Here is a 25953-nt window from a genome sequence, read left to right on the forward strand (position 1 = left end):
TGAACAGACAGCAGCTCTCAACTGGAGAATTCTTCCAGTACCCGGTTCTCAGGTCGGTTCCGATACGCGGCGAGGAAATGGCCGATCCGGCGCACCGCTTCCTCGATGTCCCCCACATCCGGCAGGATCACGAAACGGAAATGGTCCGGCGTGGGCCAGTTGAAGGCCGTGCCGTGCGAGATCAGGATCTTCTGTTCCTTGAGGAGTTGAAGCACAAACTTCTCGTCCGAGGCAATCGGGTAGATCTCCGGGTCCAGCTTGGGGAAGAGGTACATGGCACCCGCGGCGGGGACGCAGCTGACGCCCGGGATCGCCGTCAATAATTTCCATGCGAGATCCCGTTGCTCGCGCAGTCGGCCGCCGGGACGGATCAGGGCCTCGATGCTTTGGTACCCGCCAAGGCAGGTTTGGATGGCGTGCTGCGCAGGGACGTTTGCGCACAGCCGCAGTGAGGCCAGCAGTTCCAAGGACTCCCGGTACGCCGCCGTTGCGGTCAACGGCCCGGTGACGGCAACCCAGCCAGCCCGGTAGCCGGGCATGCGATACGCCTTGGACAAGCCGCTGAACGTCAGGACACAAACATCTTCTGCCACTGCGGCCGTGTGGATGTGGGGTGCGTCGACGTATCGGATTTTCTCGTAGATCTCATCGGAGAACAGGACAAGATCGTGTTTTCGCGCCAGTGATGCGAACTGCTCCAGTATGTGGCGGGGGTAAACGGCGCCCGTGGGGTTGTTCGGGTTGATGATCACGATGCCCTTGGTACGGGGCGTGATCTTCGCTTCGACGTCGGCCATGTCCGGCCACCAATTCTCGTCCTCATCGCACAAATAGTGCACTGGGCTGCCTCCGGTGAGCGTCACGGCGGCAGTCCACAGCGGGTAGTCCGGCGCAGGAATAAGGATCTCGTCACCGTTCTCCATAAACGCCTGCAGAGTCATGGAAATGAGCTCGCTGACGCCGTTGCCAATGAAGACATCCTCGACGCCGATGGTCATCAGACCTCGTGTTTGGTAGTACTGCGAGATCGCGGTGCGGGCGGAGAAGATGCCCTTGGAATCGCTGTATCCCTGCGCGCCGCGAAGGTGATGGATCATATCCACCACTACAGACTCCGGCGCCTCCAACCCGAACGGCGCGGTGTCCCCGAGGTTCATCTTGAGGATGCGGTGGCCCTCGGCCTCCATGGCTTTGGCAGCCTGGAGGATGGGACCGCGGAGTTCATAGCGGACGTTCTGGAGTTTGCTGGAGTGTTGCATGGGACGCATGGTTGATCTTTTCACGTCACGGGACCATGTGGTAAACGCGTTCCGGCATCCGTCATTGCGTCAATGTGTCGCACAGCCGAGGGCTGGTGACGCAGATTCCGGGATCGACCACAATGCTGGACCGGAGCTCGGTGCGCACAAAGACCACAGTATTGACTCTGACCCTCTCCCCGGCCTGTGGAATCACTTCCAACACAACGCACCGCTGAAGGGAGAGCGCAGGCGAGGCCTGGCATGTGGAGCCTTGCCGGAAGTCCAGCTGGATCTGCGCTGCTTGGAAGGCTGTCCGGGCGTTTTCGATCCGTAGGCCCACCACACTCGGCACGGTTGCTTGCACCGGCACCGCAATTTCGAGATTCACGGTGCTGCCACGGCCCACCTTTTCGCCGCCGGCCGGGGTTTGGTTCACCACCGTGCCCTCTGCCTCGGTGCTCTCTGTCTGTGTCGTAGTGGCTGTGAAGCCCGCACGGGTGATGATCTGCACCGCTTCGGCCTGCGGCTTGGTTTTCACGTCGGGGACGTTGGCGTCCTTGAAGATGAAGAACAGGATCAGGCCCACGACGGCCAGCAGCACCACGCCGCCGATGATCACCCACAACCACGGGAAGGGCCGGGGCGGCTTGGGCTTTTCGGCTGCGGGAACGGTCAACGTGACGACGTGCGCCTGGTCAGCGTAGTCCTCCGGCGCGTCGTCGGCGGAGTATGCGATCAGCTTGACCGGATAGCTGCCCGCGGACGCGCCCGCGGTATCGAAATTGACCACGTATTGTTCCGTGGCCCCGGCAGCGATGGTCCGCAGCGGGTTGGGGATGGTGGCATACGTTTTCGACGGCGGATTGGTCACCTGCCCGGGGAACGCCCCGAGCACCACGCGCTCGGCTTCGGTGGAGCCGTTGGTGACGGACGCCGTCAGCGATCCCTTTCCGTCCTTGAGGACAACGTCCGGGGAGCTCAACGTCATGGTGATGGTAGTCATGGCTCAACAACTCCTGGGATGGCGGGTGATGGAGGCGGGGGCCAGCGGGTCATGTCATCCTCCGGATTCCTGAAGCAGCAGCGCACAAGCAGCTAAGCCGACGCACGTGATGCCTAGCTCTCCTCCTGAGGTTCCAAAGGTGACGTCCACGCTTTCCCCGGGGTCGGCGGCCTGCGCGGCCCGGGCGCCTTGGAGGAACAATGTGACCTTCACAGCTTGCTGAGGGACGAGCTTGGCCCGCTTGGTGGGCGGCCCAAAGGAGAACAGACCGCCACCAAATTCCTTCACCTCGAACACACAGGCGCCGGTCACCACCAGCTGCGTGTCGGAGACCGTGCAGGAGCCACTCTGCACCGACAAGTCCGCAGCAGTGAGCTTGGCGCCCACGGCCGAACCGGAGAATCCGCCCTGCCAATCCGCGGCGGCGTCATCGTTGCCTCCGCCGCAGCTGACGCCGAACACCAGCACCAGGATCGCGATCACACCACATGCGATCACCACCGTGACGGGTGTCCGGTGCTCCTTATTCACCGGTCCGCACCTCAATCTCATCGGTAACGTGCGCCGGTTTCACGCCTTTAACGATCCGCCGGATCAGCTCCAGCTGCCCAGCCGCCTCCGCGGGGACCAGCACCCTGATGTGGAAGGCACCCGGGACGGATTCGACGTCGAAACCAGTCACCCCCGTGGCGAGGTGCAGGAAGCGGGTGAGCCCGTCAACGGTTCCACGCCGCGAGGAAAGCTGCGCAGCGGCAGCGATCAGGTCCCGTTGGCGCGTGATGGGGACCGCGCCGGAACCACCGGCAGCGCCTTCTGCCCCGGGCAGCGTCAACCAGTCGAGGTCCACCCACCGGGACAAGAAGGGAATCAACGACGACGGCGCCCGCCCCGGATCCGGAACGGTATGGAGACGGTCCAAGACCAACCGGATAGGCTGGTGCATATCCTCGGCCACGGCAAGAAGGGCTTGCATGGGAGCGCTTGAATCGGCCGCCACCTGGAACACTTCGGGCAGGACATTGAGGAGTTTGGAGTCCTTGTTGGAAGGCTCAGCCATTTCCGTGGACCACCTCGATCCTGTGGTCGCCCGAGCAGAAGAGCCACGTATCGGGCAGTGTCACAACGTCGTCCACCACCCGCCGGGTGCAGCTTTCCCACGTGAGGGCGTCGTCCTTGCTGCGGTAGACGCCTTTGGGTCCGGCAGCCAGCACGAGGACCGGACCGCCGGCAAGAACTGCTCCCGACACCGAGCGGACGGGCTCGAACCGGGTCCGGTCCCTCAACGGTAGATTGCAGTTCACATCCGGCACGCTCCACTGCGCCGCTGCCAGACCGAGTTGCAGCCGCAGGACACCGCCGCTTTGCGTCGCGGCATAGGCGGCCTTGCCCATGACGTGCAGCCCCCAACAACTGCCGCCTGTCCACCCGGTGCTGAACTCCTCCCATGAGTTCATGAACGATTCGTCAAAATCCGTACGTCCCAATTCGTCGATCTTCAGCCGCAGGCATCCCGTTCCCGTGCCCTCCGGCACGGCGCGGCCGAGCCATACATAGCTCGCACCGCCGTCGTACTGCACCGTCATGCAGCGGATGTCCTCGCCGGCCGGCTTCACCTGTTTGAAGCTGCCGGCGGTTCCGGCGTCGGGGGAGAGCCACACACCGGCAGACGCCTCGGCGGCCACCACCACCCCGGTCCTGCCACGGACGTCCACCAAGGCATCCACCGCGTAGAAACCGCGGTCAGGCTGCGAGGTATCCACCACATTCTGCACAGGAAGGGCGCCCCGGCTGACGGGAAGTTCGTAAAGTCCGCGCTCGCCGGCCAGCAGCAACAGCGGCTCGCCTTGCCGGTCCACCCAACACAAATCGGCAACCACGAAACCAAGCTCTGCTGCCTTTCGCCAGGATTCGCCGAGGTCATCGCTGATGTAGATGCGGGACCCCGTGGCCGTGACGGTGCTGACCGCCACCATGCCCGGGTGCTTTTCGGGGCCCACGCGGCCCGGAGCGGGTGACCGGAAAGGTGCAATGGCCCGGACCGTTTCGCCAGGGTCGCCGTTTGCCGTGTCACCGAACTCTGCGCAGGCTTCCCATCCATCGGCAGCGTTGGTGGTGCGGAACAACGTGCTGTCCTGTGCCACGAACCATGTGTTGTCCTGGCCCTCGGCCTGCACCAATCCCACGGCGTCGGTGTCAGGAACCTTGTCTAATTCCAGCGTGACCCGGTCCACGTACTGCACCCCCGGCTCGGCCTCCTCCATGGCCCGGTACAGGTTGGAAACGCGCAGCGGCTTGCCGAAACCCGAGCCGTAGCCTGAGGGATCCGGGCTCAACGGGCTGATTCCTTCTGAGAGGCGGCCCACGATCCGGGACCTCACGGCCTCGGCATCCTCATCGGGACGAACAACCACCCTCGCGTCAATCAGCACCTGCTTATAGAGGCCCCAGCGCACCACGGGCTCGGCTCCGACAGTTGAGCGCCTGCGGAGATACTGTTCCACCTCGAGCCTTACTTCCTCGCGTGCGTGGGTCACCAGCTCCGCTGCCCTGAGTGGTTGCGGTGATCCTGAGCGGCTTCCGGGGACGAACGGCACCAGCACGATTTCCACCTCCCCGGGCCGGGCGAACGCCCACAGCTCCTTCCGCGTGAAGGCGCGCGCACGGCCCACACCCCCGTGCCTCAGGGCCAGGACCTCGTAGTCGCGGACGGTGACAGCCCGGTCGCGGGCATGGAAATCCTGCGGGGCCCGCCTCAGCGCGTTCTCCAATGATTCGCCATCACGACCCCCCGTGGCAGGTTCCGGATTGGTGACCTTGGCCCCGGGAACGGCGGAGCGCAACACTGTGAGCTGGCCTGCCCCGACGTTCCCACCGGCACCCCCGCCGCTGCGATACCAGGCACGGACTTCGGCGCCAGAGCCCGGAACTGGTGCCCTTTCCCCAGCTGCTGTCCGCGTTGTGGACCCCTCGTCCCGCCAGGCGAACATCGCGACGCCGGCACTCCGGTCGATACGCACCGGCATCTCCCCGGGCCTCGCGTCCGCGAACGCCTCCACTTCCTGGCAATACCGGAACGTCTTACCGTCCACCAGCACCGCCTCGCCGCTGCTCAACCTCGTCCCGGCCGGAACCTCGACGGCGATTGCCAGGCCTGCGCCTGAGACGATCGGAGCGTTGGGGATCACCAGGCTCTGGCCGGGTCTGCCGGTTCCCGTGCCGATAGGAACGGCGTCGTACAAGGCGACATCGGCCGCCGGCACCAGGACGGTGGTCTTGCCGGGCGCCAACGTGGCTGCCGCCGTCGTCGTAAATACCGGTTGAGGTGAACCCGGGACGCCAGGTGGGCAACTGACCTGCGTGCCGCGCGGGATACGTATTTCCTGATCCGTGGTTGTGGCAGAGGCGCGGCTGAATTCCACCATGGTTTCGGCCGTGCTCGGCGGATAAAGGGAGGTGCCCAGCAAGTTCAAGTACACCGCGTAGAGCTTGTCCGGCACGCGGTTGAGCCGGTACATGAGCGTGTCCGTGAGGTACGCGAAGGCCTCGACGATGGTGATGCCGGGGTCGTGGACGGAGAGATCAGTCCACTCCGGGGCGATCTGCTGGATGCGCTCGCGGGCGCCGGCCACGAGGTCCGCGAAGCTGCGGTCATCCAGGTTGGGCACGGGTATGCTCATGCTGCGCCTCCGGATTCCGCGGGCAGGGCGATGGTGATCTGGTCCTCAAGCTGGGTGGTACGCACGCGGTACTTCAACCTGACCTCCAGCATCTCGGGCGACTCTTGCGACCTCGAGGCGTCCACGGACAGGACAGTGATCCGGCGTTCCCACTGCTCCACCGCCCTTGCCACGTAGTGGATGGCGAGACCGGCGGTGGTGTCGTCGGCCGGCGCGAACGCCAGGCGGAAGAGATGACACCCGTACGTTGGGCGGTTCACGCGCTCGCCCGGCCGGGTGCTCAGGAGGAGGAGCAGGGCTTGCCTCACCGACGCCGCGTCCGTGACCGTAGCCAGCATGCCCGACGCCGTCAGCCTGAGTCCGGGACTGCCTGCGGTAGCGTCGAAATCCGGGTGGATGAAGGCCACCGACTTGTATCGCGGGGCGCTCATGGCTGGTGCCTTTTCATGAAGCGGCTCCCACGAGCGTTTGCCCGGGCCTGCGGACGTTGTACTTGACCGCGCCCGGGGGCGTGCCGTCCGTGAAGCCCTCCACAGTGTCCAGGCAGACCGCCTTACCGCCAATCGTGATGAACGTTGAATAGCCCTTGGTTACCGGCAGGGTCTTGTTGCAGGGCTTGATGTTGATGCCGATATGCGGGCACATGCTGATATCCCGGCCCTGGGGATCGCTGTCCACCAGGATGGGGGATCCCTTAACGCGGACCCACTCCTGCGAGGGCACGTTCTCCACCTTGCCGTCGTGTCCGCAGCGCAGTATGGCTACCTTGACGAGGATTTTCATGGCTCGTTATTTCCTCTGGCTTTTGGGGTTCCCACAGCTCAGGCCTCCTCGAAATCGACGGATTTGGCGCGGATCTTCATGGCTTGGCCCGGGGCTTCAAGGACCAGGTCTGTGGCGGCAGTGATCCTGAATCTGTCCGGTCCCAGCTCCACAGAGGAACCGTGGCCGTCCGTGAAACTAATGGTGCGGGCACCGCCGTCGAGCATGATCTGTTGACCGTCCGCGCTGCGGAAGGTGTAGCGGCTGTCCCTTTCAGTGCCGACCCGGCTGTCCGGCGTCTGCTCGCTGCCGTACAGCCCGCCGAGGATGATGGCCTGCGCTGGATCGGTGGCCGGGAGGAGGACCAGGACGTTGTCTCCGGGCGCCGGCGGGACAACGAGTCCTTTGCCCGGACCTGCGCCTGCAGTCAGCACAGGGGCCCAATTGGTTTCGAGGTCGGGATAGGCGGGGAGCCTGACCCGGACGCGCCCCCGGGCTTCGGGATCATCCATATCAGTGACCATCCCGAGGGTAAAAATGTCCGGACGCCGTTCCGGGACGGAACTCGGAGGCCTGGTGGTCAGGGTGGTTTCGTAGCCTGTTCCGTCCAAGCGGTGAGAGGCGCTCGCGATCAGGTACGTTCCCTCGATGCTCGGCGCCACACCTTTTATCCTTACCCGGCCGCCTGCCCTCAGCCGGGGATTGCCTTCGGCGACTAAGACGGCCGTGACCTGGCCAGCCATCTTTGTGTCCAGTTCTGCCTTGGCCAAGCCGTCGGCCAGCGCCCCTGAGTCAAGGACTTCGTTGTCCCGTCTGAGGTCGCCGCCAGCCCCGACGCTGGCAAGCGCAGGATCGGCTGCGACTTGGGCTTTGGCGTCGCTACTTGTTGTCTCGGCTTGGTGGATGGAGGCGTCGTCGCTGCGCCAGCCGTTGGTCTTGGCTCCTGCATATGCCGGCTCTTGGCTGAGTTCGATGTCCGCGGAATGAAGCGTGGCTCCGAGGGTTAGCTCCAACGGTTCGCCTTCGCCGTCGAGTCCTGTGAGCCTGAGGACGCCGTCGTGCACCACAGGGTAGGCCCCCACCCGGGCGCTTTGTTGCACGAGGAGGCTGAGGTCGGTCCGAGCGCACTGGTACACCTGGCCGAGCCGATCTCCGCCGCCCACCACGTCCAGCCCGGTGCCTTCACAGAGCTTCCGGGCGAGCCCGGCGAGGTCCACGTCATTGTGCAGCCGGGTGAATTGGCGCTTCCTCAGTCGGTGCAGGGCATCGTAGGCCCTGATTCGGATTTCCTGTCCGAGGTCTGCGCCGTAGCTGTACTCCACTACGGTCACCTCGCCAACAAAGAGCGGCGTCCGCTGGCCGCCAAGTTCCACCCTGAGGGCGTCACCCGGTGCTGGATCGACGCCTCCCCTTGCTGCCGCTGTGCTTCCGGGGCCGGGACGCCAACTGATGAGGCACTGGGCCGGGCGTGCGAGTGAGCTGAGTACCTGGACGGAAACTATTGCAGCGGTCTCGGCCGTGCTGAGCCTGCGCCGGCCCAGGGTGACGATGAGTTCCGGTAAGCCCTGGAGCTGCCTCATGGGGTATCACCCATGGGCGGGACTGCGAGCGGCCCATTGAAGCGGGCGGGATCGTCGATGTTGTTGTACTCCAGGAGCAGCTTCCACAGCAGGGGTGTGCCGAACGCTTCCACGGACAATCGCCCCAGCTCAGCCGGGGGGACCTCGGGAAGCAGCTCGCCGCCGTCGGACATCAGCGCATCCCGGTCTGTGCTGCCGTCGCCGGTCACTGGGAGCGTGTCCACGGGTGGGGCGGTCAAGTCAACGGCGGGGAGACGCAGGGCGAGTTCGTAGTTTTCGCCGCCTTCCTCGTCGGCAGCCTGTCCCACCCTGACGAAGACCATGCGCATCCAGGATCTGAGCGGGGATCCATCCGGGGCGAACCGGTCGAAACGCTCCGCCACCTCCGTCACGATGCCCGGTACGTTCCAGGCACGGCCCCACACAAACCGGACCGACGGCGGCCTGCGCTGCCTTTCGACTTCGGAGCTGTTCTCCGCGAGCGCCCAGATGGGGCGGGTCATTTGCCGCACGTCCTGTGCATGGAGCGACGCCGGCGCGAGGTCGACGTCGAACAGCAGGTCCAGTCGCAGCTCCGTGTGGCCGCCGCCTGTGAAGAGCAGGGGGTCGTCCGCCAATCCGCTGCCGCTCAGTTTGCCGCCGGCACTCCTTCGCGGCTCAACACCGGCCGATCGCTGCATCACCACCGTTTCCGGGTTCAGCAGGCAGCCGAGATGTTCCCCCGTGTCCTCGATCAGGAAAGCGACACGTTCCATGTCAGACCGCCAGGTGTTCGTCGTGGAGCCGGGCTTGGCGGGCGATGACATTTTCCACGGGTTGCGTGGGGGCAGGCTTTCCGGGCTTTGGGCGCGGCATGAGTTCAGGCCACGTGCCGTTGATGGGCTGGGCGGGTGTGTGGTTTCCGACGACGCTTGGGTGCCCCTGAGGTTCGGGTTTGGGCTGGAGTTGCTTGTGTTGGGGGGCCCGCTCTGCGCCCTCTGTTGTGCCCGAAGCACGCAGGTCGGGCCTCGCAACGGGTTGTGTTTCGCCTGGGTGCTTGTGTTGCGGGGCCCGCTCTGCGCCCTCTGTTGTGCCCGAAGCACGCAGGTCGGGCCTCGCAAGGTTGGTGCGTGTGACCGGACGGGATCCTGGCAGAACAGGGCGAAGCCGCAACACGGGGGTCCGTTGCGGGGCCTGCTCTGCGCGCTCATGGGGAGGCAAGGGGTGCAAAGCAGGCCTGACATGGGACGGTGCCTCGCTTGGCCGAATCTGTTGTGGGGCCTGCTCTGCGCTTCTGTAACGAGCCCACACGCGTAGAACAGGCCTAACAACGGGTGGCGCTGAAGGGGCGGGCGTATTCTGCAGGGGAAGGGTTTCGGGAGGCAGGGTTGGTGAAGTCCGGCGAACAGGACCTGCGCCCCGGGGACTATTTTGCGGGGCATGGAGTGCGACCCAAAAACGCCCAAAACGACGCTGAGCGTGCCTCACACTGGGAGGGGCCAGCCCGGCGTCACGCAGCAACTGAACCCAATGTTCGGGGGCGCCGTCGGTATCAAAGACTCGCACCGGCGTCGAACCCACCGGCGAAGCGGGACCGGAAACCCCGGAGACCCCGGAATAGACGGATACCCCGGGCCCACGCTCCAGCCACGCCGCTACACCACGCAACCGCCGCGCGGCCGCCCGGCGCCAGGAGAACCCAGGCTCAGGCGACGGGAGCGCGGGCATCGTCGAGCTCCAGGCGGTCGTACGCGATGCTCAGTGATTCGATGGCGAGGTCCTTACCCAAAGCGTCAAGGGGCGCGCCAAACCAGTCGCATGGCCAGGCGCCCAGCAAGTTCCAGCGCCGTACTTCCACGGATCCTGCGTCGTTGAGCATCGCGATGGAGACGTTGCGGCGCTCCACTTTTCCGTCCACGGCCTTGAACAGCCATTGGAGCATTTCGGTGGAATCCGTGAGCCCGTATTTCAAGGTCACCGGCGTATATTCCACCTGGCCGGGGATGACCCGGACGGTGCTGTTCTCGCCGCCAGAGCGGTAGAGGATGCGGTGGATCTTTAGGCCCAGGCCCTCAACCTTGGTGAAATGGCCTTGGACTACTCCTTGAATCACGAGCTTAAAGTTGTAAGCCCGGTACGGGTCCACCACGTTGCCGGGCTGGGCGGCAGGTGTCGGGGTTGTCATGTCATGCTCCTGCGCTCTCTGTCTCGCTGGTGTTGTCTGCCGACTGCATGAGCTTGAAGATGACGAATTCGGCAGGTTTTACGGGCGCAATCCCTATCAACGTGACCACTTGGCCGGCGTCGCGGACCTCTGGCGGGTTTGTTTCTTCGTCGCACTTCACGAAGAACGCTTGTTGAGGAGTGGTCCCGAGCAGTGCTCCATCCCGCCAGACGTTGGTCAGGAATGCTCCGATGTCGCGGCGGATCGACTTCCACAACGTGTGGTCGTTGGGCTCGAACACCACCCAGCGCGTGCCGTCGGCCACGGATTCCTTGATCATGTTGGTCAGCCGCCGGACATTCACGTAGCGGTATTCACTCGCCTCTGGTGCCTTAGTCCGCGCTCCCCAAATTCGGATCCCCTCGCCCGGGAAATAGCGGATGCAGTTCACGCCGGCAGGGTTCAGGACCTCTTGCTCGCCGCGACTCACGCGCCGCACAAGGTCAATTGCGCCTTGGATGGGCTCGTTGGCGGGCGCCTTGTGGACGCCGCGGGTGGCGTCAACCCGCGCCCACACACCGGCAATATGGCCCGACGGCGGTTGAGTCACCTTTTTGCCGGACACAGGATCGAGCATCACGATCCACGGGTAATACAGTGCCGTGTAGCCGCCGGGGGATTGTGGGGCACCGAGGTCCTCCTGGTCGCCGTCGTCCGTCTCCTCCGGTGCGTCCCCGGTGTCTTCAGCGTCGCTATCCGAGTCAGCGTCCGGCGTCGCGCCTTCGTCCGAAGACGCAGCAGCTTCAGGAACTCCCGACGTCGCTGCCCGGGTGAGTGCACCGACGTCGTCCAGTTTCTCCACGGTGTCCATAATCGCCATCCGGTCCTGGCGGAGGGGGTGTTCAACGTGCGCTTGCAGTGCCGCGTACGATTCCGCGTCCGCGTAGCCGGGGGCGGCCACCATGGAGATGTCGTCCACTGCCTCAAACAGCGTGAGCCCGGTGGGCTTCGCCGCTGTCCCCGTCAGGCTGCCGTCTGGACCGATGTTCACCACATAGCAACGGCTTCCTCCGTTGGAGAAGAAGCCGTATACAGCGTTCGAAAGCGGTGTGCCCGCTGCCGCGTTGCCAACGTATTGGTCCACGAACTGGGTCCAGTTGTCCAAAACCCGCAGCTCGTCAACCAAAGCGTTCCGGTTCGGGGCTAGGCCGACGAACCCGGCGATGCTGGTGTTGACCTGCCCTATTGCGCGTGCGCCACTGGGCACTTCCTGTACATAAACGCCCGGCGCCTGATAGTTCGCCATGGTGCGCCCCCTTTTCTACATGAACAACGTGCCGAAGGATGGTTCAGGTCCACCGGATGATGACCGGCAGGCTGCTGGTGCTGGCTGAGACTTCCCTTTCGGTGCCCCGGACAGCCACTGCAAAATGCTGGAGTTCATCCGTCGAGGCCAGGACCTCAAAATGGCCGGTGGCATCACTGACCACGGCCGTGGCGGAGGAATGGGCGTGAATATAGGCGTCGGGGATGCCTTTGTTGTGGGCGTCCACCAGGCGGCCGTGGATTCGGCGGGCAATGCCCGCCTTGGCGATGAGTGGCTCCAGGACGGGAGGTCCTGAAGGTTCTTCGAAGCGGAGGGCAACAGGGATGCGGACAAGGAAGCCCAGTCCTTGCCGGATGGCGCCGGAGTATTCTTCCGGACGGAATTCACCCGTGGAGACCACGGAGTATTGGCTGTGGCGTTCCACAGCCAGAAGCAGCTTTTCCATGGTGTCCAGCTGGTCGGGACCATGGCATTCAACTGCGACCCGGAGTTCCAAATCCAGGACCGGGCCGTCGCGGCGGGACCTGCCCACACGGTTCAACGTGACGGCATGGACGGTGACTGGAGCGTCGGGTGGGGGAACACCGGCAACGGGGGTGCCGTCGTCGAACCTGACGCGCTGGGGAGCGACGGCGTCCGAAAGCACCCCGAGAAGGTCGGTCAACGACGAACGCACATAGCCCACGGCAGAACCCAGAACTCGAAAGGTGACCACTAATGCAACTGGGACTAGGGTACTCCCGCTTAAGCCCGTAGTCACTGGGAAACAGGGATAATTCCATTCGATTGAAGCGCTGCCCAAGCTGGTCGGGTCACGCTGGCCGGTACGAGTACCTGTACTCCGAAGGCGAATGCCCGAAAGCGTTTTGAACGCCCGCGAGAAGCTGGATGCGTCGGTGAAGCCCCAATGCATCCCGACGGCGGACACCGGCCGCGTCTGCAGGAGCGGGTCCACGAGGTCGGCGCGGCACTTCTCCAACCGCTGGCGGCGCAGCATCAAAGCGATCGGTCTTGGTGAGGGCCTTGGTGCTGAATTCTTCACGTGGCTGTTTGGCGATGGCACCGGTCACGTCGGCTCTCCTTTGAAATGACGCTGCGGGACGTAGGTGGCGGCTCTTCCAGTGTCCCACGATTGCCGGCCTTGCCGTGATCCGCATCACAAGCGTGCGGATGGTGCGCACTGCTGTGCGCGGCAGGTCAAGATTCCCGACGGCGATCCGCGGCAGACTGCTGGTGAAAGCTCACCTTCACGCCCCGTTCAAGGAGGAACCCCATGGCTGAAAACCAAACCCATCGTGCGGACTACGTGGTGGTCGGCGCAGGCTCGGCCGGAAGTGTGGTTGTCCGCCGTTTGCTCGACGCCGGAAACACCGTCCACGTTGTCGAGGCCGGATCGGTGGACGCCGATCCCAACATCCACAGTCCCCAAGGGTGGCCGCTGCTGCTGACCGGCGCCAACGATTGGGCGGTCATGACCACTCCGCAGAAGCACGCCAACAACCGCAGCCTGTACTGGCCGCGCGGCAGGGTCCTTGGCGGCAGCAGCTCGCTCAACGGCATGATCTACATTCGCGGACACAAGAACGACTACGACTCCTGGGCTGCCAACGGAGCGGAGGGCTGGTCCTGGGACGAGGTCCTGCCGTTGTTCAAGAAATCCGAGGACCACGCGGACGGCGCCAGCGAATTCCATGGCAAGGGCGGGCCGCTGCACGTTGAACGGATCGCCGAGAGGCACCCGGTTGCCCAGGCTTTCGTGGACGCGGCCAAGGCACTCGGCCATATGGAAACCGAAGACTTCAACGGAATCCAGATGACAGGCGTCGGGTTCAACCACACCACTACCAAAGACGGCAGGCGCGCCAGTGCGTGGCAGAGTTTCGTGGCCCCGGTGCTGGACCACGCAAACTTGAAGGTCACCACAGACGCCGTGGTGACGCGGATCGTCGTCGACGGCGGACGCGCCACCGGCGTCGAATATCACGTCGACGGTGAGGTGCTTCGTGCGGAAGGGGGCGCTGAGGTGATCATCAGCGCCGGCGCTATTGGCTCCCCGAAGCTCCTGCTGCTCTCCGGTATTGGTCCCTCCGGGCAGCTGAGGGAGCTGGGGATCGACTCGGTGGTGGACTTGCCCGGGGTCGGCGAGAACCTCCACGACCATTTGTTGGCGGGCAACATCTACGAGACGAAGGAACCCTTGGTGGCCGGCCGGCACAACCTCCTGGAAAGCCAGCTCTATGCCCACAGCAATCAGACGGACGAAGAAGCGCCGGACCTGCAACCGCTCTTCCTCCACCTGCCCTATCCAACAGACGGCGGGGCTGCTCCCGAGCACGGCTACACCATTGCGCCGGGGATTGTTCGCCCCCGGTCGCGTGGCTCTTTGCGGTTGGCCTCGGCTGATCCGGCTGCGGCCCCACTGGTGGATCCGAACATCCTGGCGGATGAGTATGACGTTGAAGCGCTGGTGGACGCGATCGTTCTGTGCCGCGAGATCGGCCAGCAGGATGCGTTTGCCCCGTTCCGGAAGTCAGAGTTCACGCCCGGCCCTGCCATGCAAACCCGGGATCAGGTCCGGGAGTTTGCCCGCCAGGTCGCCGGAACGTACCACCACCAGGTTGGCACCTGCAAGATGGGCGTGGACGACCTCTCGGTGGTGGATCCGCAGCTCCGGGTCCGCGGAATCGATGGGCTCCGGGTGGCAGATGCGTCCATCATTCCGTTTGTGCCCAGCGGCAACACGAACGCCCCGTCCATCATGATCGGGGAGAAGGCGGCGGGGCTGATCCTGGGCGCGTAATCCCAACCAGGGGACAGCACACGTCGCAATGAGCCCTCATTGGAGCACGTGCTGTCCCCTCCATGGGTGAACCAGGGTCAGGCGAGGCCCGGGACGCGATCGTTGATGGTGAAGGACTTCTTGGTGCTGACCGGAGCGCCCGGCGTGGTGACGTAGTCCAGTACCCGGAAGTCCGCGGTCATGGCGTCTTTCGTGATGCGCGTGTTCACGTAGCCGCGGTTGTCGTTGTAGAACTTCAAATGCGGGTTCCAGGCCATGGTCGGATCTGTGGTGGATCCGGTGCCATCGCCCGTGGAAGTGATGGAAGTGCACACCAGTTCCGAACCAACCACAGGCGACGCCGGGTCCTTATAGTCGACCTTGAGGTCGGTGGCCCAGTGCCGGTGGACGTCGCCGGTCAGTACGACGGCGTTGCGCACCTTGGCGTCCACCCAGCCTTGGGTGATGCGGCGGCGGGAAGCGGCATAGCCGTCCCAGCCGTCCATGGAAACATCGTCGATGTTCGGCGCTTTGTCCCGATCCCGCTCGGCGAAGAAAACCTGCTGGCCCAAGATGTCCCATCGCTGCGTTGAGCCCTTGAATCCGTCCAGCAGCCACTTCTCTTGATCAGCACCGGTGATGGTGCGGTTCTCGTCCAGGCGCTCGGCGACGTTCTTCCGCCAGCCGTCACCGGCGAGCTGATCGTCCCGATATTGCCGCGTGTCCATCATGTGGAAGTTGGCTAGCTGGCCCCATTGGATGGTGCGGTAGATCTTCATGTCGAATCCAGCCGGAACCGATGACGAACGCAGCGGCATGTTCTCGTAGTACGCCTGAAATGCTGCTGAACGACGCTGACGGAAACGCTCGGTGGTGTCGTTCATCTGGCCCGCATCGCTGTTCTCGGGGATTTCGTCGGCCCAGTTGTTGTCCACCTCGTGGTCATCCCATACCACCAGCCAGGGCGCAATTGCGTGCGCAGCCTGCAGATCGGCGTCGGTCTTGTATTGGGCGTGCCGCTGGCGGTAGCCCGCGAGGCTGACGGTCTCCGGCCCTTCATGATCGCGGGGGTTGCCGCCGCCCATCACGTAGCTGTCCTTCTTGTACTCGTAGAGGTAGTCGCCAAGGTGGAGCACCAGGTCCGGGTGGTCCTCGGCCAGGCGCTTATACGCTGTGAAATAGCCGTGCTCGTACTGGGCGCAACTGGCGAACGCCATAGCCAGGACGGCGGGGGTCTCGCCGGGTGCCGGGCTTGTCAGGCTGCGGCCAACTTCGCTCATGTGCCGCCCGGTACGGAAACGGTAAAAGTATTCCCGGCCCGGCTTGAGGCCCTTGAGTTCGACGTGAACCGAGTGGGCGGTTTCGAGCCTTGCATGTTCGACGCCGCGGGCTACTACCCGGCGCATCGTAGGGTCTTCTGCGACTTCCCAAGCGACGGCGACGTTGCGGGTGGGCATCCCGCCCAGGCCATCTTCGGCCACGGGGTTCACGGCAAGCCTGGTCCAGATGACGAAGCCGTCGGGCCATGGTTCGCCCGACGCAATGCCGAGGGTGAACGGATCGGTGCGGAGGCCGGCGTCGTCCGCTGTTGAGGTCGCGACGGCGGGACTGGCGACGGCGGTGCCTGGCAAGGCGGCGCCGAGTCCGGCGCCGAGGCCGGCCGAGATGAGGGACCTGCGTGAGATGTTTTCCATTTACCCGACCCTAGGTAGCCTGGGTTGACTGAGCTCAAGGGTGGCGTGAATCAGCGGTTAATTGTGTGACAAAAGTTGTTATCCCGGGCTAAATCAGTGCTGGCCGTGATGAGGGCTCGTCTATGCTCAGTTCATGACGACGGGGGAAAGCCCTAAGCGGCCTGGTGCGGTGACGTTCTCGGTGGTGCTGATGTACATCGGTGGCATCGCCCAAATCATTCTGGGGATCCTGACGATTTTCCTGCGCTACACGCCGGAGGCCCAGTCCGGTGGCATTGCCCTGCCCATCACGTTGCTAGGTGCAGGCATGATCCTGTTCGGCTTGTTGGTGATCGGGCTGGCCTCAGGAGTAGCGCGGGGAAGCGAAGCTGCCCGCCGCGGCGCCACAGCGGTCATGCTGCTCGGGCTGGCCTTTGCCGTGCTGGACCTGATTATTGCCTCTGATGGAGATTGGTCCGCTGTGATCTCGCAATCCATCGCAACGGTGGCCGTAGTTATCCCGCTGTGGGTCGGCCGCGGGCGGCGCTACTTCGAGACTCGTTGACGCAGGGCCTCCTGGGCGTCCCGGTAGGCAACACGGCGGTGCACGAAGCGGACAATCTCGATCAGCGCGATACAAGCCACGGATGTTCCCAGGACGAGTAGCGCCGTGGGCAGCGTTGGGTCGGTGAACTGGAGGAAATCGCGGGCAATCGGCACGGAATAGACGACTACCAGCCCGATCATCATGGCGCCGATGACCATCCCTTTGAACCGGGTGACCGGTCGCGAGAGCACCACCAGGATCCAGATGCCGATGATCGCCAGGATGAGTGTGGACCCGGTCCTGATCTCCGCTTCCGGAATTTGCAGGTTCGCGGCGAGCCGGGCGTAGGAGGCCAGGCCCAGGGTCACGGCCACACCCGCTGGCACGGCGAACGTGAGTGACCTCCGCAGGAAACCGGGAACGTAGCGCTGGGCGTTGGGCAGCAAGGCCAGGAAGAACGCCGGAATGCCGATGGTCAGGCCGTCAGTCACCGAGAGCTGCCGGGGAAGGAACGGGAAGGGCAGCAGGAGAATGCCGAACGAGATGGCAAGGAACGTGGCGTAGGCCGTCTTGGTAAGGAACAGCATCGACACACGCTCGATGTTGGCAATGACCTGCCGGCCCTCGGCCACCACGCTGGGCAGGTGCGAGAACTTGCCGTCCAAGAGCACCAGCCGGGCCACTGCTTTGGTGGCGGCGGCACCGGAATTCATGGCGACACCGATGTCCGCTTCTTTGATGGCAAGGGCATCATTCACGCCGTCGCCAGTCATGGCAACAGTGCGGCCTGCAGCCTTCAGTGCCACGACGATCCGCTTCTTCTGGTCAGGTGTCACCCGGCCGAAGACCACGTTGTTGTTGATGACGTCAAGGAACTCCTTATCGTCATCCGGCAACTCCCGGGCGTCAAAACCGTGGGGTGCATCCAGGCCGACCTCCCGGGCGATCGCGGCCACCGTTTGTGGGTTGTCACCCGAGATGATCCGGACATCCACTTCCTGTGCTGCGAAGTAAGTGAGCGTCTCCGCAGCGTCCGGACGGATGTTCTCCTTGAACGTCAGGAGGACCACGGGGACAGCATCTGGCGGAACGGTCTCGTCGTCGGTGGGTGTGCCGTGGGCAAGGACCAGCGTGCGCCGGCCGGTGGTTGCCAACTCCGCGGCTTGGGTGGCAAGTTTCCGCTTCACGGGATCGCTGGAGTCGTGGTCCGGGAACACCATTTCGGGGCCGCCCAGAATCCACATCCCGTCGTCGAAAATCACCGCGCTCCACTTGCGGGCCGACGAGAAGGGCACCCGGTCAAGCGGGTGGCCGGCTGGCTCGTTGAAGTGCCCCGCGAGGCTGCGGGCCGTTGCGTTGGCATCTTTCTGCACGCCATACCAGGAAAGAACCGACTCCCAACCCGGACGAGAGGTGAGCGGGTGCACGGCGTCGAAAACAATGTCGCCCTGGGTGAGGGTTCCGGTCTTATCGAGGCAAATAATGTCCACCCGCGCAAGGCCTTCCACCGCGGGCAGCTCCTGCACCAGCACCTGCTGACGGGCCAGCTTTACCGCCCCCACAGCGAAGGTAATGCTGGTCATCAGCACCAGCCCCAGGGGGACCATGGCGACGACGGCGGCAATAGTCGCCGTCGCTGCGTCCCGCCACGCTCCACTTGCCGAGGCTTCGGCCCACCCGCCTTGGGCAATCATCTGTGCGTTCAGAACCAACAACGCCACGGGACCGACGAACCAGGTGACCCATTTCAGGACGCGATCGATCGAGGAGCGGAGCTCCGACGCTACAAGGGAGAACCGTTTGGCTTCGGCGGCGAGCGAGTTGGCGAAGGAATCTGCGCCCACCCGATCCACCACCGCTGATCCTTCACCGGCGACCACAACAGAGCCGGACAACACCCGATCCCCGATTTCCTTCTCTACGGCATCGGATTCGCCTGTCAGCATGGATTCGTCCACTTGGAGTCCGCGTGATCCGGACACTAAACCGTCGGCCGGGACTTGGTCCCCAGCCCTCAGGACAAGGGTGTCGTCCAGCACAACGTCGTCCAACGCGATCTCTGCTTCCGAGCCTTCACGCATCACCCGGGCATGCGGGGCGTTCAACAGGGCCAGGCGGTCCAAAGCCCGCTTTGCCCGGTATTCCTGGACGCTGCCGATGACCGCGTTCGCTATCGCGCTGAATCCGAAGAGCGCATCCTGCCAGCGGCCAATCGCGAAAAGGACGATGAAGCAGGCCAGGATGATGCCGTTGAACAGAGTGAGCACGTTGGCGCGGACGATGCTCCACACGCTGCGGCTGGTGTCTTGGACGAACGCGTTGGTTTGCCCCGCGGCGACCCTCTCGGCGACCTCGGCGGTACTCAGTCCTTGAGTGGAGGCCGTCTTTTGCCGGACGGTTTCCCCTGCTTGATCCTTCTCGAGTTCCACTCATTCCCCCGTTGTTTGGGTCGCTTCAGGGATTGTCATCGGACAGGGCGTGCGATGGGAATGAGTATGCCAGCCGCGCGGCATTAAGTCGCTGTCGTCGTCGGCTGTCGCTGTCCGGCTGGCGTGGCCGGTCAGTGGCCGGTCAGTGGCCGTTAGGCGGTGAAGGCGAGGTCTTTGGCGTTGAGCCTGTGGAGGAGAGGTTCGCCGCGGGAGATCCGGCGCGCTTCCTCGATGGTGCTGACCGCCATGCGCTCCAGTTCCATGCCCAGTGAACCAGCCAGGTGCGGTGTGAGCAGCACGTTGGGATGGGTGTAGAAGCCTGAGTCCGCGGGCAGCACCCAAGGCGTAGTGACGTCCAGGACTGCGTAGAGGTCGCCTTGTTCTATGCGCCCGAGTAACGCATCCTGATCAACCAGTTCGCCACGGGAGGTGTTGATGAAGGTGGCTCCCGGCTTGAAGCTCGCCACCAGCGCCCGGTGGATCAGGTTGTAGGTGGACGGGAGCGACGGCGCGTGGAGGCTGACGACGTCGCACGTGGCCACCAGCTCTTCCAGACCAAGACGTTCGACGCCGAGCGCGGCCGCCGCGGCCTGGTCCAGGAAGGGGTCGGAGACGAAGACCTTCACGTCGTAGGACTTCAGGAGGCGGATGACGTGCTTGCCGATCCTTGAGGCGCCAATGATGCCCACCCGCTTGCCGAAGTTGCCCATGTCCGGAAACACCTGGTCCGGCTCGATTTCCACCCTCTCGGTGTGGAGCTTGCGGGCGATCTGCAGGACTCTCTTGTTGGCCAGCAGGATCATGGCCACCGTGTATTCGGCAACCGGAATGGAGTTGGCATCGGCAGCCGTGCTGATTTCAATGCCCCTTTCCCAGCACTCCTCGCCCACGTGATGCCTTACCGTGCCTCCGGCATGGAGGACATGGGTCAAGCGCGGGGCCGCGGCCAGGGCAGCGGCGTCCAGTTTCGGGCATCCCCAGCCGGTGATGAGGATGTCCGTCTCCGCAAGGAGTTCCAGCGAACGCGGCGCGGTGAAGTCTTCCATGGGCGTCGGGCTGAGCAGCCGCAGCCCCGGACCCAGGGCCTCCAGCCTGCGCGACGGAAAGACCCGGTCTACGACGCCGGGACCCATGGCCAGTGCGACGTTCAGTGATGTTGTTGTCATTTGACGCTCCCTGCAGTGAGGCCGGACTTCCAGAAACGCTGCAGCATGATGAAGGCCACCAGCAGCGGAATGATGGACAGCAGAGAACCCGTGATGACCATTGGTGTGAATTCAGGCTGCGGTACCGAGTAGCCCTGCCAGATGGAGATGCCGACGCTGACGGGCAGCAATTGCTGGTCCTGGAGCATCACCAGGGGAAGCATGAAGTTGTTCCACACCCCCACGAACTGGAACAGGGCAATGGTGATGTAGCCGGGCATCATCATGGGCAGGCCCAGGGAGAAGAAGGACCGGATGGGTCCGGCGCCGTCCATGCGTGCGGCTTCAAGGGTTTCGGCAGGAACGTAGCTGGCGGAGTAAACCCGCGCCAGGTACACACCGAAGGGGTTGCACAGGACTGGGATGAGGACGGCCCAGATGGTGTTGGTCATGCCCACCAGGGAGGCCAGAAGGTACATGGGCAGCACCGTGGCCGTGTTGGGAATCAGGACGCCCACCAGGACGAAACCGAAGAGTGAGTCTTTCCAACGGAACTGGAACTTGTCGAACGCATAGCCGGCCATCACCGAAATCAGGCTGCCCAGCACGGCGCCAACACCGGCATACATCACGGAGTTACCCAGCCATCGGAAGAACAGGCCTCCGTCCTGCTTGGCCACGTTGGCGATGTTCTCGAACAAGGAGAAGTTCCCCAGAGCGTAGGCGCTGGTGCCGTAGAGGTCCGCCGCGTTCTTGGTGGAGGCGAACACCAGCCACAGGACCGGTACCACCATGTAGGCGGAGCCGATGATCAGGAGACCGTTGACGGTGAGCTTGCTGGCGAAGCCACCGCCGCGGTTGGAGCTGGATCCGGTGCGGTTGGAACGGGATCCGGCGCGGCGGGGAGTTGCTGTGTCCGGGGTGGTGCGGGGGCGGGGGAGAGTTGAGGCGCTCATGATTTGTTCATCCTGGAGCTAAGGCGGGTGACGGCCAGGGACAGGACTGCGGCCAGTCCGGCGATGATGATGGAGGCAGCCGCGGCCTGGTTGAGGTTGTGACGGATGAAGGCCGCGTCGTAGGCCCAGAGGTTGGGAACCCAAGTACTGGTGACTGATGCTGTGGCTTTGGAGATGATGGACGGTTCCGTGAACAGTTGCAGGGTTCCGATGATGGTGAAGAGCATGATCACGCTCAGCGCCGGAAGGATCAGCGGGAACTTGATGCTGATGGCCGCGCGGATTTCGCCGGCACCGTCCACGCGGGCGGCTTCCAGGATTTCGCGGGGAACAGCCTGCAAAGCGGTGAACAGGATAATGACGTTGTAACCGGTCCACTCCCAGACGCCGATGTTCACGATGGACGGAAGAACCAAGTGCGCGTCGAGGAAGTTGATCTGGATCCCGCCGCCTTGGAGAGCCTGGATCAGCGGACTGATACCCGGGGTGTAGAGATAGGCCCAAATGAGGGCGGCGATGACGCCGGGTACTGCGTGGGGAAGGAACACCAGGAGCTGGAAGAGCTTGCGCGCCTTGGCCACCGTTGCATCCAGGAGGAGGGCGAAGACCACTGCGCCGCCCACCATGCAGGGAATGTAGATCAGGCAGTACAAGCCAAGGCGGGCGATGCCTTCCACAAACGTTTCGGACTGGAAGACCTGCACATAGTTCTCAAGTCCAACGAAGACCGTCTTGGCTTCCCCGAAGCCCAGCCCGGACTTCTGCTGCGAGTGGAAACTCAGCACCAGGGAGTAGATCACCGGTGCGATCATGGCGATCGCGAAGACCGCGAAGAAGGGAACCAGGAACAGCGCGGCAGTCCTTCCGCCGGTTCCCGCCAGTGCACGGCCTCGGCGGCGCACTGTGGTGGTGAGGGCCTGGGTGGCCATGGGATTCTCCTAGCTTGGAGGGGGCCTCATCCTGAGGCCCCCTGCCTGTGTGGCTATTCGGTGGCGGAGTTACTCTTTGACGGAAAGGCCGGCCTGCTTCAGGCTTGCCACGGTGGCGTCCTGGGCAGTATCCACGGCGTCATGGATGGTACCGCCGGTGGTCAGCTTGCCGTAGGCGTCCTTGAGCGCAGTGTTGGTGATGTCCCAGTTGGGACCCCACTGCCAGCCCGGGGTGATGGTGCCGTACGCCTTGGTGAAGACCTCGTAGATGTCGTTGCCGAAGTAGCTGGCGTCATACGCCTTCTGCGCCACCGGCGTCAGGCCCGGGAAGGCAAGGAAAGCGGAGCCGGTGTTGCCGCGGGCCTTGATGGCTTCCTGGCTGGTGGTGAGGAACTCGACGAACTTGGCGGCCGCGGCCGGATTCTTGCTGCTCTTGGTCACGTTGAAGCTGGATCCGCCATAGAAGGCGCCGGACTCGTTGCCCCACGTCGGCAGTTCCGCAGCGATCCACTGGCCCTTCTGGCCGCTGGCCTCGGTGCGCTTCTGGATGCCCGTGGCGCTCCAGTTGGCACCCAGCACGCCAACTACGTTGCTGTTGGCCAGGTCCAGGCTCCACTCGTCACTGTAGGCTTGGCTGACTTTGACGATCTTCTGGTCAATGAGCTTCTGCCAGTAAGAGGCAACCTTCTGCGTGGCCTCATCATTGACGCCCACTTTCCAACTGTCACCCTCGGTGCCGAACCACTTGGCACCTGCCTGCCAGGCCAATCCGGCGCTCGCCGCTACCTCGTTGGGGTTGAAGCTGGCCAGGTAGGAGTCAGGCGCTACGGCTTTGAGCTTTTTGCCGGCCTGTTCGAATTCATCCCAGGTTTTGGGGACCTCGACGCCGGCCTTCGCCAGCATGTCTTGGCGGTACCACATGAGCATGGGGGCTGCGTCGTACGGAAGCGCGTAGGTTTTCTCACCGAACTGGACCAAAGCCTTGGTCTCGTCCGTGAGCTTGTCCACGGTCTCGGCCTTGTTGATCAAGCCATCGAGCGGGATCACCTGGCTGTTGCTGACGAACTGCGGCAGCTGCGGATATTCGATGGTGGCTACGTCAGGGCCGTTGCCTGCCGTGATGGCGGTGGAGAGTTTTGCGTAGCCACCGTTGGCACCGTTGGGGATGGTTTCGAAGCTGACCTTGATCTTGTCCTGGCTGGCGTTGAACGCTTCGGCCACTTTGTCCATGCCTGCCAACGAGGACCAGAAGGTGATGGATCCTGAGGGATCTTCCGTGGGGGTGGGCGCTGCCGCTGGGGTGGGACCAGTACCGCAGGCGGCCAGCAACAGAGTGCTGGCGGCCAAGCCAGCTACTCCGGCAAAGAGATGACGACGCTTCATGGTGTTCTCCTTTGAAGACTTGCGATGCGAAGAAGGTTTGTGTGGTTGGGGCCACATGAGGTGAATCCATGTAACCGCGCTGCTTCGAACATCTACAAGATTTCAAACATTTTCAAACATTGCTGAGTGACGAGTTCAAAGGTCTCTGTTGACTTGGCTGTGGAACTTCGCCGTCAGTTCTGTTTGAACGAACAGAAATGCTGGACGCTGTCAGCTTCACGCTGTTATGAATTCTGGACACCCGAAACGGCGACTACTGAAAAGCCATCACCTAAGAACAGGGATTCCAATGGAGAAATCGAACATCAGCAGACGGTCAGTCCTTCAAGTTGGCGGAGCAGCGTCGCTCGCCGCGGCCATCGGGCTGGCTGCCGGCCAACCGGCGTCGGCGTCCGCCCTTCTGGGCTCGAAGCCCAAGGCGACGGAAATCCTGGACCTGGGTCCCGCCGTCGTACAGTTCTCCCTGATGAGCGGCCTGCTGGTTGGCGATGTTCTGTACATCGGTTCCCGCAACCTGGAGCCGGTCCGGATCATTGCCTTCCACGTCCCTACGGGCAAGGTCATCGGCCAAACCGAACTCAGCAACGGCCACTCCATCCAGACGTTGGCCGCCGATCCTTCAGGCCGGTACCTTTACGCGGGTGTCCTCCAGAAAGCCGCCGGCACGCTGCCGAACCTGTTCCGTTGGGACCTCAACAGTCTCGGCACCAAGGCTACGGCGATCGGCTACATCGGAGACCGGGATGTCCGGGACATCAGCGTTGCACCCAATGGCCGGCTTTATGCAGTTGGCGGCGGAAGCAGCACCGCACCAGCGCTGTGGGAATACAACCCCGCCACCGGCCAGGTAGCGAGTCTTGGCATCCCGGACGCGGGAGCAACCTTGGCCCGCGCCGTGGCCGCGACGGACGCCACGGTGTTCTTCGGTGCGGGCAGCACGCTCAACGGCGGAAGTGGCGCCAGCCGGGCCTGCCTCTACGCCTACGACACAGCTTCCAGGAAGTTCACCAACGTGACTCCGTCCGAAATCCTGCCAGATCCCAGCATCCGCGACCTCGCAGTGGCGGGGGACAAGCTTGTGGTCAGCTCCGCGGGATCGTTGGAGAACGCCAAGATGGCCGCTCTCAGTCTGGCCAACCACTCGTCGTACACACTGACGGTCTCGGAAGGCAAGGTGGCCAAGAGTTTCGCGGTGATGGGGGACAACGTCTATTTCGCCAACGAGACCGGACTACTCGCCTACTCGCTGGCATCGAACACGATCGCTGCCGTGCCGTTTGAGGGCCCCTCGCTCGGGGAAGTCTGGGGTGTCGATTCCAGGGATGGGAAGTTGCTGGTCACCTCCGGTTATGGCTTCATCGCCGAGATCGACCCCGTTGCCGGGACATCGAAGACCACTGACCTGGGTGAGGCCGGTGCGCCGTCGGATCCTCAAACGGTGATGGGAATTGCTGCTGGCGCGGGCTACGTCTACGTGGGTGGCAATGGCGTCATCGCCCGGCGTTCGCTGAAGGATGGCCACGTCACGAACATGAGGGCCCCCGGCGAGGCGAAGGACGCGATCGTTGTGGATGGGGCCCTTTATACAGGCCAATACAGCGGCCAGGGCATCTGGAGCTACAACCCACTTGACGGAAACTCGATCACGCAAGTGGCGGAGTTCCCCAAGGAACAGAACCGGCCGCTGGATGTGTGCTGGGACGAGCGCAACAAGCTTGTCCTGGTAGTCACCCAGGCAGACACCGAAGGCGGCGGTTCGCTGTGGACTTACGACCCCCGAACCGGAAAGAAGGGCTTCTTCGTCAACCCCATCGACGACGTCCAGCTGGTTCGCGCTGTTGCCAGCCGCGAGGGCGTGGCCTACTTAGGCGGCGGCCTCCCGGGCATCACCGGGGCAGGGACAGTAGTGGCGTTCGATCCCATTGCGGGCAAGGAGCTGTGGCGGATCGATCCAGGCCAGGGTGCCGGCGTCTCCGCCCTGGCTGTGCAGGGGAAGTATCTCTACGGCATCTCCCGCAAGGGCAGCGTTTTTGTCATAGACCTGCCGAAGCGCAAAGTGGTGCATCAAGCCGATATCAGCTCCGTCTGCTACGGCTTCGCGGCCCTGGTCACCAACCGCGGCGCGGTGTATGGCGTTTCCAACACCCACGTCTTCCGCTTCGACCCGAAGACCTTCGAGCTTGCCACCGTGGTGGCCGACATCGACGGCGCTTGGTACAGCGGCTCGCACATTAACAACGATGAGGACGGCTACCTCTACACCATGCGTGGGAGGAACCTCGTGCGGATCAACGACCACCCCCGGCGGTAGGTGCCCGGCGTTGCGGGGCCTGCTTTGCGCTCTCTGGCGAGTATTTACCGCGCAGAGCGGGCCCCGCA

The 25953-nt window shown here is 63.8% G+C and carries 22 protein-coding genes; 3 read left to right on the forward strand and 19 right to left on the reverse strand.

The window, feature by feature from the left end; all coding sequences use genetic code 11:
• Positions 1-17 precede the first annotated feature (17 nt).
• The 13 genes from J3A64_RS21265 to J3A64_RS23845 form a co-directional block, all read right to left on the reverse strand.
• A complete protein-coding gene (locus tag J3A64_RS21265) occupies positions 18-1268 on the reverse strand; it encodes a pyridoxal phosphate-dependent aminotransferase (protein WP_043806365.1) in 1251 nt (416 codons plus the stop codon).
• Between the two features lie 52 nt (positions 1269-1320).
• Positions 1321-2244 carry a PASTA domain-containing protein gene (locus J3A64_RS21270; RefSeq protein WP_210065756.1) on the reverse strand — a complete coding sequence of 308 codons (924 nt, stop codon included), beginning with the start codon at positions 2242-2244 and terminating at the stop codon, positions 1321-1323.
• Positions 2245-2298: 54 nt separating this feature from the next.
• Positions 2299-2775, reverse strand: coding sequence for a hypothetical protein (locus J3A64_RS21275; RefSeq protein WP_210065758.1), 477 nt, complete (start codon positions 2773-2775; stop codon positions 2299-2301).
• Complete coding sequence (locus J3A64_RS21280; protein ID WP_011776231.1) at positions 2768-3301, reverse strand: phage tail protein; 534 nt, start codon at positions 3299-3301, stop codon at positions 2768-2770. Before J3A64_RS21280 ends, J3A64_RS21275 begins: the two co-directional genes overlap by 8 nt.
• The gene (locus J3A64_RS21285; protein ID WP_210065759.1) at positions 3294-5921 is read right to left on the reverse strand and encodes a baseplate J/gp47 family protein; all 2628 of its coding nucleotides are present in this window, start codon (positions 5919-5921) and stop codon (positions 3294-3296) included. Before J3A64_RS21285 ends, J3A64_RS21280 begins: the two co-directional genes overlap by 8 nt.
• Complete coding sequence (locus J3A64_RS21290) at positions 5918-6352, reverse strand: GPW/gp25 family protein (RefSeq protein ID WP_210065760.1); 435 nt, start codon at positions 6350-6352, stop codon at positions 5918-5920. Before J3A64_RS21290 ends, J3A64_RS21285 begins: the two co-directional genes overlap by 4 nt.
• Positions 6353-6365: 13 nt before the next feature.
• A complete protein-coding gene (locus tag J3A64_RS21295) occupies positions 6366-6704 on the reverse strand; it encodes a hypothetical protein (RefSeq protein ID WP_011776228.1) in 339 nt (112 codons plus the stop codon).
• Between the two features lie 38 nt (positions 6705-6742).
• Positions 6743-8263 (reverse strand): phage baseplate assembly protein V, encoded by a 1521-nt coding sequence (locus J3A64_RS21300; protein ID WP_011776227.1) that lies wholly within the window; start codon positions 8261-8263, stop codon positions 6743-6745.
• Positions 8260-9069, reverse strand: coding sequence for a hypothetical protein (locus tag J3A64_RS21305; protein ID WP_210065761.1), 810 nt, complete (start codon positions 9067-9069; stop codon positions 8260-8262). Before J3A64_RS21305 ends, J3A64_RS21300 begins: the two co-directional genes overlap by 4 nt.
• An 878-nt stretch (positions 9070-9947) precedes the next feature.
• Positions 9948-10427, reverse strand: coding sequence for a phage tail protein (locus J3A64_RS21310; RefSeq protein WP_011776225.1), 480 nt, complete (start codon positions 10425-10427; stop codon positions 9948-9950).
• 1 nt (position 10428) lies between these two features.
• Positions 10429-11712, reverse strand: coding sequence for a phage tail sheath subtilisin-like domain-containing protein (locus J3A64_RS21315; protein WP_011776224.1), 1284 nt, complete (start codon positions 11710-11712; stop codon positions 10429-10431).
• Positions 11713-11755: 43 nt separating this feature from the next.
• Positions 11756-12448, reverse strand: coding sequence for a hypothetical protein (locus J3A64_RS21320; RefSeq protein WP_011776223.1), 693 nt, complete (start codon positions 12446-12448; stop codon positions 11756-11758).
• Positions 12449-12545: 97 nt separating this feature from the next.
• Complete coding sequence (locus J3A64_RS23845) at positions 12546-12803, reverse strand: hypothetical protein (RefSeq protein WP_286176430.1); 258 nt, start codon at positions 12801-12803, stop codon at positions 12546-12548.
• 203 nt (positions 12804-13006) lie between these two features.
• On the opposite strand from J3A64_RS23845, the gene J3A64_RS21325 reads away from it, so the two are divergent.
• Positions 13007-14533: a GMC family oxidoreductase gene (locus J3A64_RS21325; protein ID WP_011776221.1), complete on the forward strand. Its 1527-nt coding sequence runs from the start codon at positions 13007-13009 to the stop codon at positions 14531-14533.
• A 77-nt stretch (positions 14534-14610) separates the two neighbouring features.
• Here the strand turns inward: J3A64_RS21325 and J3A64_RS21330 are convergent, their stop codons facing one another.
• Positions 14611-16206 (reverse strand): alkaline phosphatase, encoded by a 1596-nt coding sequence (locus tag J3A64_RS21330; protein ID WP_210065763.1) that lies wholly within the window; start codon positions 16204-16206, stop codon positions 14611-14613.
• A 133-nt stretch (positions 16207-16339) separates the two neighbouring features.
• Between J3A64_RS21330 and J3A64_RS21335 the strand changes: the two genes are divergently transcribed.
• Positions 16340-16750: a hypothetical protein gene (locus J3A64_RS21335; protein WP_143711662.1), complete on the forward strand. Its 411-nt coding sequence runs from the start codon at positions 16340-16342 to the stop codon at positions 16748-16750.
• Here J3A64_RS21335 and J3A64_RS21340 read toward each other — a convergent pair.
• The 5 genes from J3A64_RS21340 to J3A64_RS21360 all read right to left on the reverse strand — a co-directional run bounded on the left by J3A64_RS21340 (position 16732) and on the right by J3A64_RS21360 (position 23574).
• The gene (locus tag J3A64_RS21340) at positions 16732-19161 is read right to left on the reverse strand and encodes an HAD-IC family P-type ATPase (protein ID WP_210065764.1); all 2430 of its coding nucleotides are present in this window, start codon (positions 19159-19161) and stop codon (positions 16732-16734) included. The genes J3A64_RS21335 and J3A64_RS21340 overlap by 19 nt on opposite strands.
• Positions 19162-19313: 152 nt before the next feature.
• Complete coding sequence (locus tag J3A64_RS21345) at positions 19314-20327, reverse strand: hydroxyacid dehydrogenase (RefSeq protein ID WP_210065765.1); 1014 nt, start codon at positions 20325-20327, stop codon at positions 19314-19316.
• Complete coding sequence (locus tag J3A64_RS21350) at positions 20324-21262, reverse strand: carbohydrate ABC transporter permease (protein WP_014922889.1); 939 nt, start codon at positions 21260-21262, stop codon at positions 20324-20326. Before J3A64_RS21350 ends, J3A64_RS21345 begins: the two co-directional genes overlap by 4 nt.
• Positions 21259-22191 (reverse strand): carbohydrate ABC transporter permease, encoded by a 933-nt coding sequence (locus J3A64_RS21355; RefSeq protein ID WP_014922888.1) that lies wholly within the window; start codon positions 22189-22191, stop codon positions 21259-21261. Before J3A64_RS21355 ends, J3A64_RS21350 begins: the two co-directional genes overlap by 4 nt.
• A gap of 69 nt (positions 22192-22260) precedes the next feature.
• Complete coding sequence (locus tag J3A64_RS21360) at positions 22261-23574, reverse strand: sugar ABC transporter substrate-binding protein (protein ID WP_210065766.1); 1314 nt, start codon at positions 23572-23574, stop codon at positions 22261-22263.
• 289 nt (positions 23575-23863) lie between these two features.
• On the opposite strand from J3A64_RS21360, the gene J3A64_RS21365 reads away from it, so the two are divergent.
• Positions 23864-25885, forward strand: coding sequence for a PQQ-binding-like beta-propeller repeat protein (locus tag J3A64_RS21365; protein WP_210065768.1), 2022 nt, complete (start codon positions 23864-23866; stop codon positions 25883-25885).
• Positions 25886-25953 lie beyond the last annotated feature (68 nt).

The organism is Pseudarthrobacter sp. PvP004, assembly GCF_017876035.1.
Classification (GTDB): domain Bacteria; phylum Actinomycetota; class Actinomycetes; order Actinomycetales; family Micrococcaceae; genus Arthrobacter; species Arthrobacter aurescens_A.

Bases quoted from the DNA above. Each gene is read 5' to 3' on its own strand.
- J3A64_RS21265 (WP_043806365.1), bottom strand. From the start codon at position 1,268: ATGCGTCCCATGCAACACTCCAGCAAACTCCAGAACGTCCGCTATGAA.
- J3A64_RS21270 (WP_210065756.1), bottom strand. From the start codon at position 2,244: ATGACTACCATCACCATGACGTTGAGCTCCCCGGACGTTGTCCTCAAG.
- J3A64_RS21280 (WP_011776231.1), bottom strand. From the start codon at position 3,301: ATGGCTGAGCCTTCCAACAAGGACTCCAAACTCCTCAATGTCCTGCCC.
- J3A64_RS21285 (WP_210065759.1), bottom strand. From the start codon at position 5,921: ATGAGCATACCCGTGCCCAACCTGGATGACCGCAGCTTCGCGGACCTC.
- J3A64_RS21290 (WP_210065760.1), bottom strand. From the start codon at position 6,352: ATGAGCGCCCCGCGATACAAGTCGGTGGCCTTCATCCACCCGGATTTC.
- J3A64_RS21295 (WP_011776228.1), bottom strand. From the start codon at position 6,704: ATGAAAATCCTCGTCAAGGTAGCCATACTGCGCTGCGGACACGACGGC.
- J3A64_RS21300 (WP_011776227.1), bottom strand. From the start codon at position 8,263: ATGAGGCAGCTCCAGGGCTTACCGGAACTCATCGTCACCCTGGGCCGG.
- J3A64_RS21305 (WP_210065761.1), bottom strand. From the start codon at position 9,069: ATGTCATCGCCCGCCAAGCCCGGCTCCACGACGAACACCTGGCGGTCT.
- J3A64_RS21310 (WP_011776225.1), bottom strand. From the start codon at position 10,427: ATGACAACCCCGACACCTGCCGCCCAGCCCGGCAACGTGGTGGACCCG.
- J3A64_RS21315 (WP_011776224.1), bottom strand. From the start codon at position 11,712: ATGGCGAACTATCAGGCGCCGGGCGTTTATGTACAGGAAGTGCCCAGT.
- J3A64_RS21325 (WP_011776221.1), top strand. From the start codon at position 13,007: ATGGCTGAAAACCAAACCCATCGTGCGGACTACGTGGTGGTCGGCGCA.
- J3A64_RS21330 (WP_210065763.1), bottom strand. From the start codon at position 16,206: ATGGAAAACATCTCACGCAGGTCCCTCATCTCGGCCGGCCTCGGCGCC.
- J3A64_RS21335 (WP_143711662.1), top strand. From the start codon at position 16,340: ATGACGACGGGGGAAAGCCCTAAGCGGCCTGGTGCGGTGACGTTCTCG.
- J3A64_RS21345 (WP_210065765.1), bottom strand. From the start codon at position 20,327: ATGACAACAACATCACTGAACGTCGCACTGGCCATGGGTCCCGGCGTC.
- J3A64_RS21350 (WP_014922889.1), bottom strand. From the start codon at position 21,262: ATGAGCGCCTCAACTCTCCCCCGCCCCCGCACCACCCCGGACACAGCA.
- J3A64_RS21355 (WP_014922888.1), bottom strand. From the start codon at position 22,191: ATGGCCACCCAGGCCCTCACCACCACAGTGCGCCGCCGAGGCCGTGCA.
- J3A64_RS21360 (WP_210065766.1), bottom strand. From the start codon at position 23,574: ATGAAGCGTCGTCATCTCTTTGCCGGAGTAGCTGGCTTGGCCGCCAGC.
- J3A64_RS21365 (WP_210065768.1), top strand. From the start codon at position 23,864: ATGGAGAAATCGAACATCAGCAGACGGTCAGTCCTTCAAGTTGGCGGA.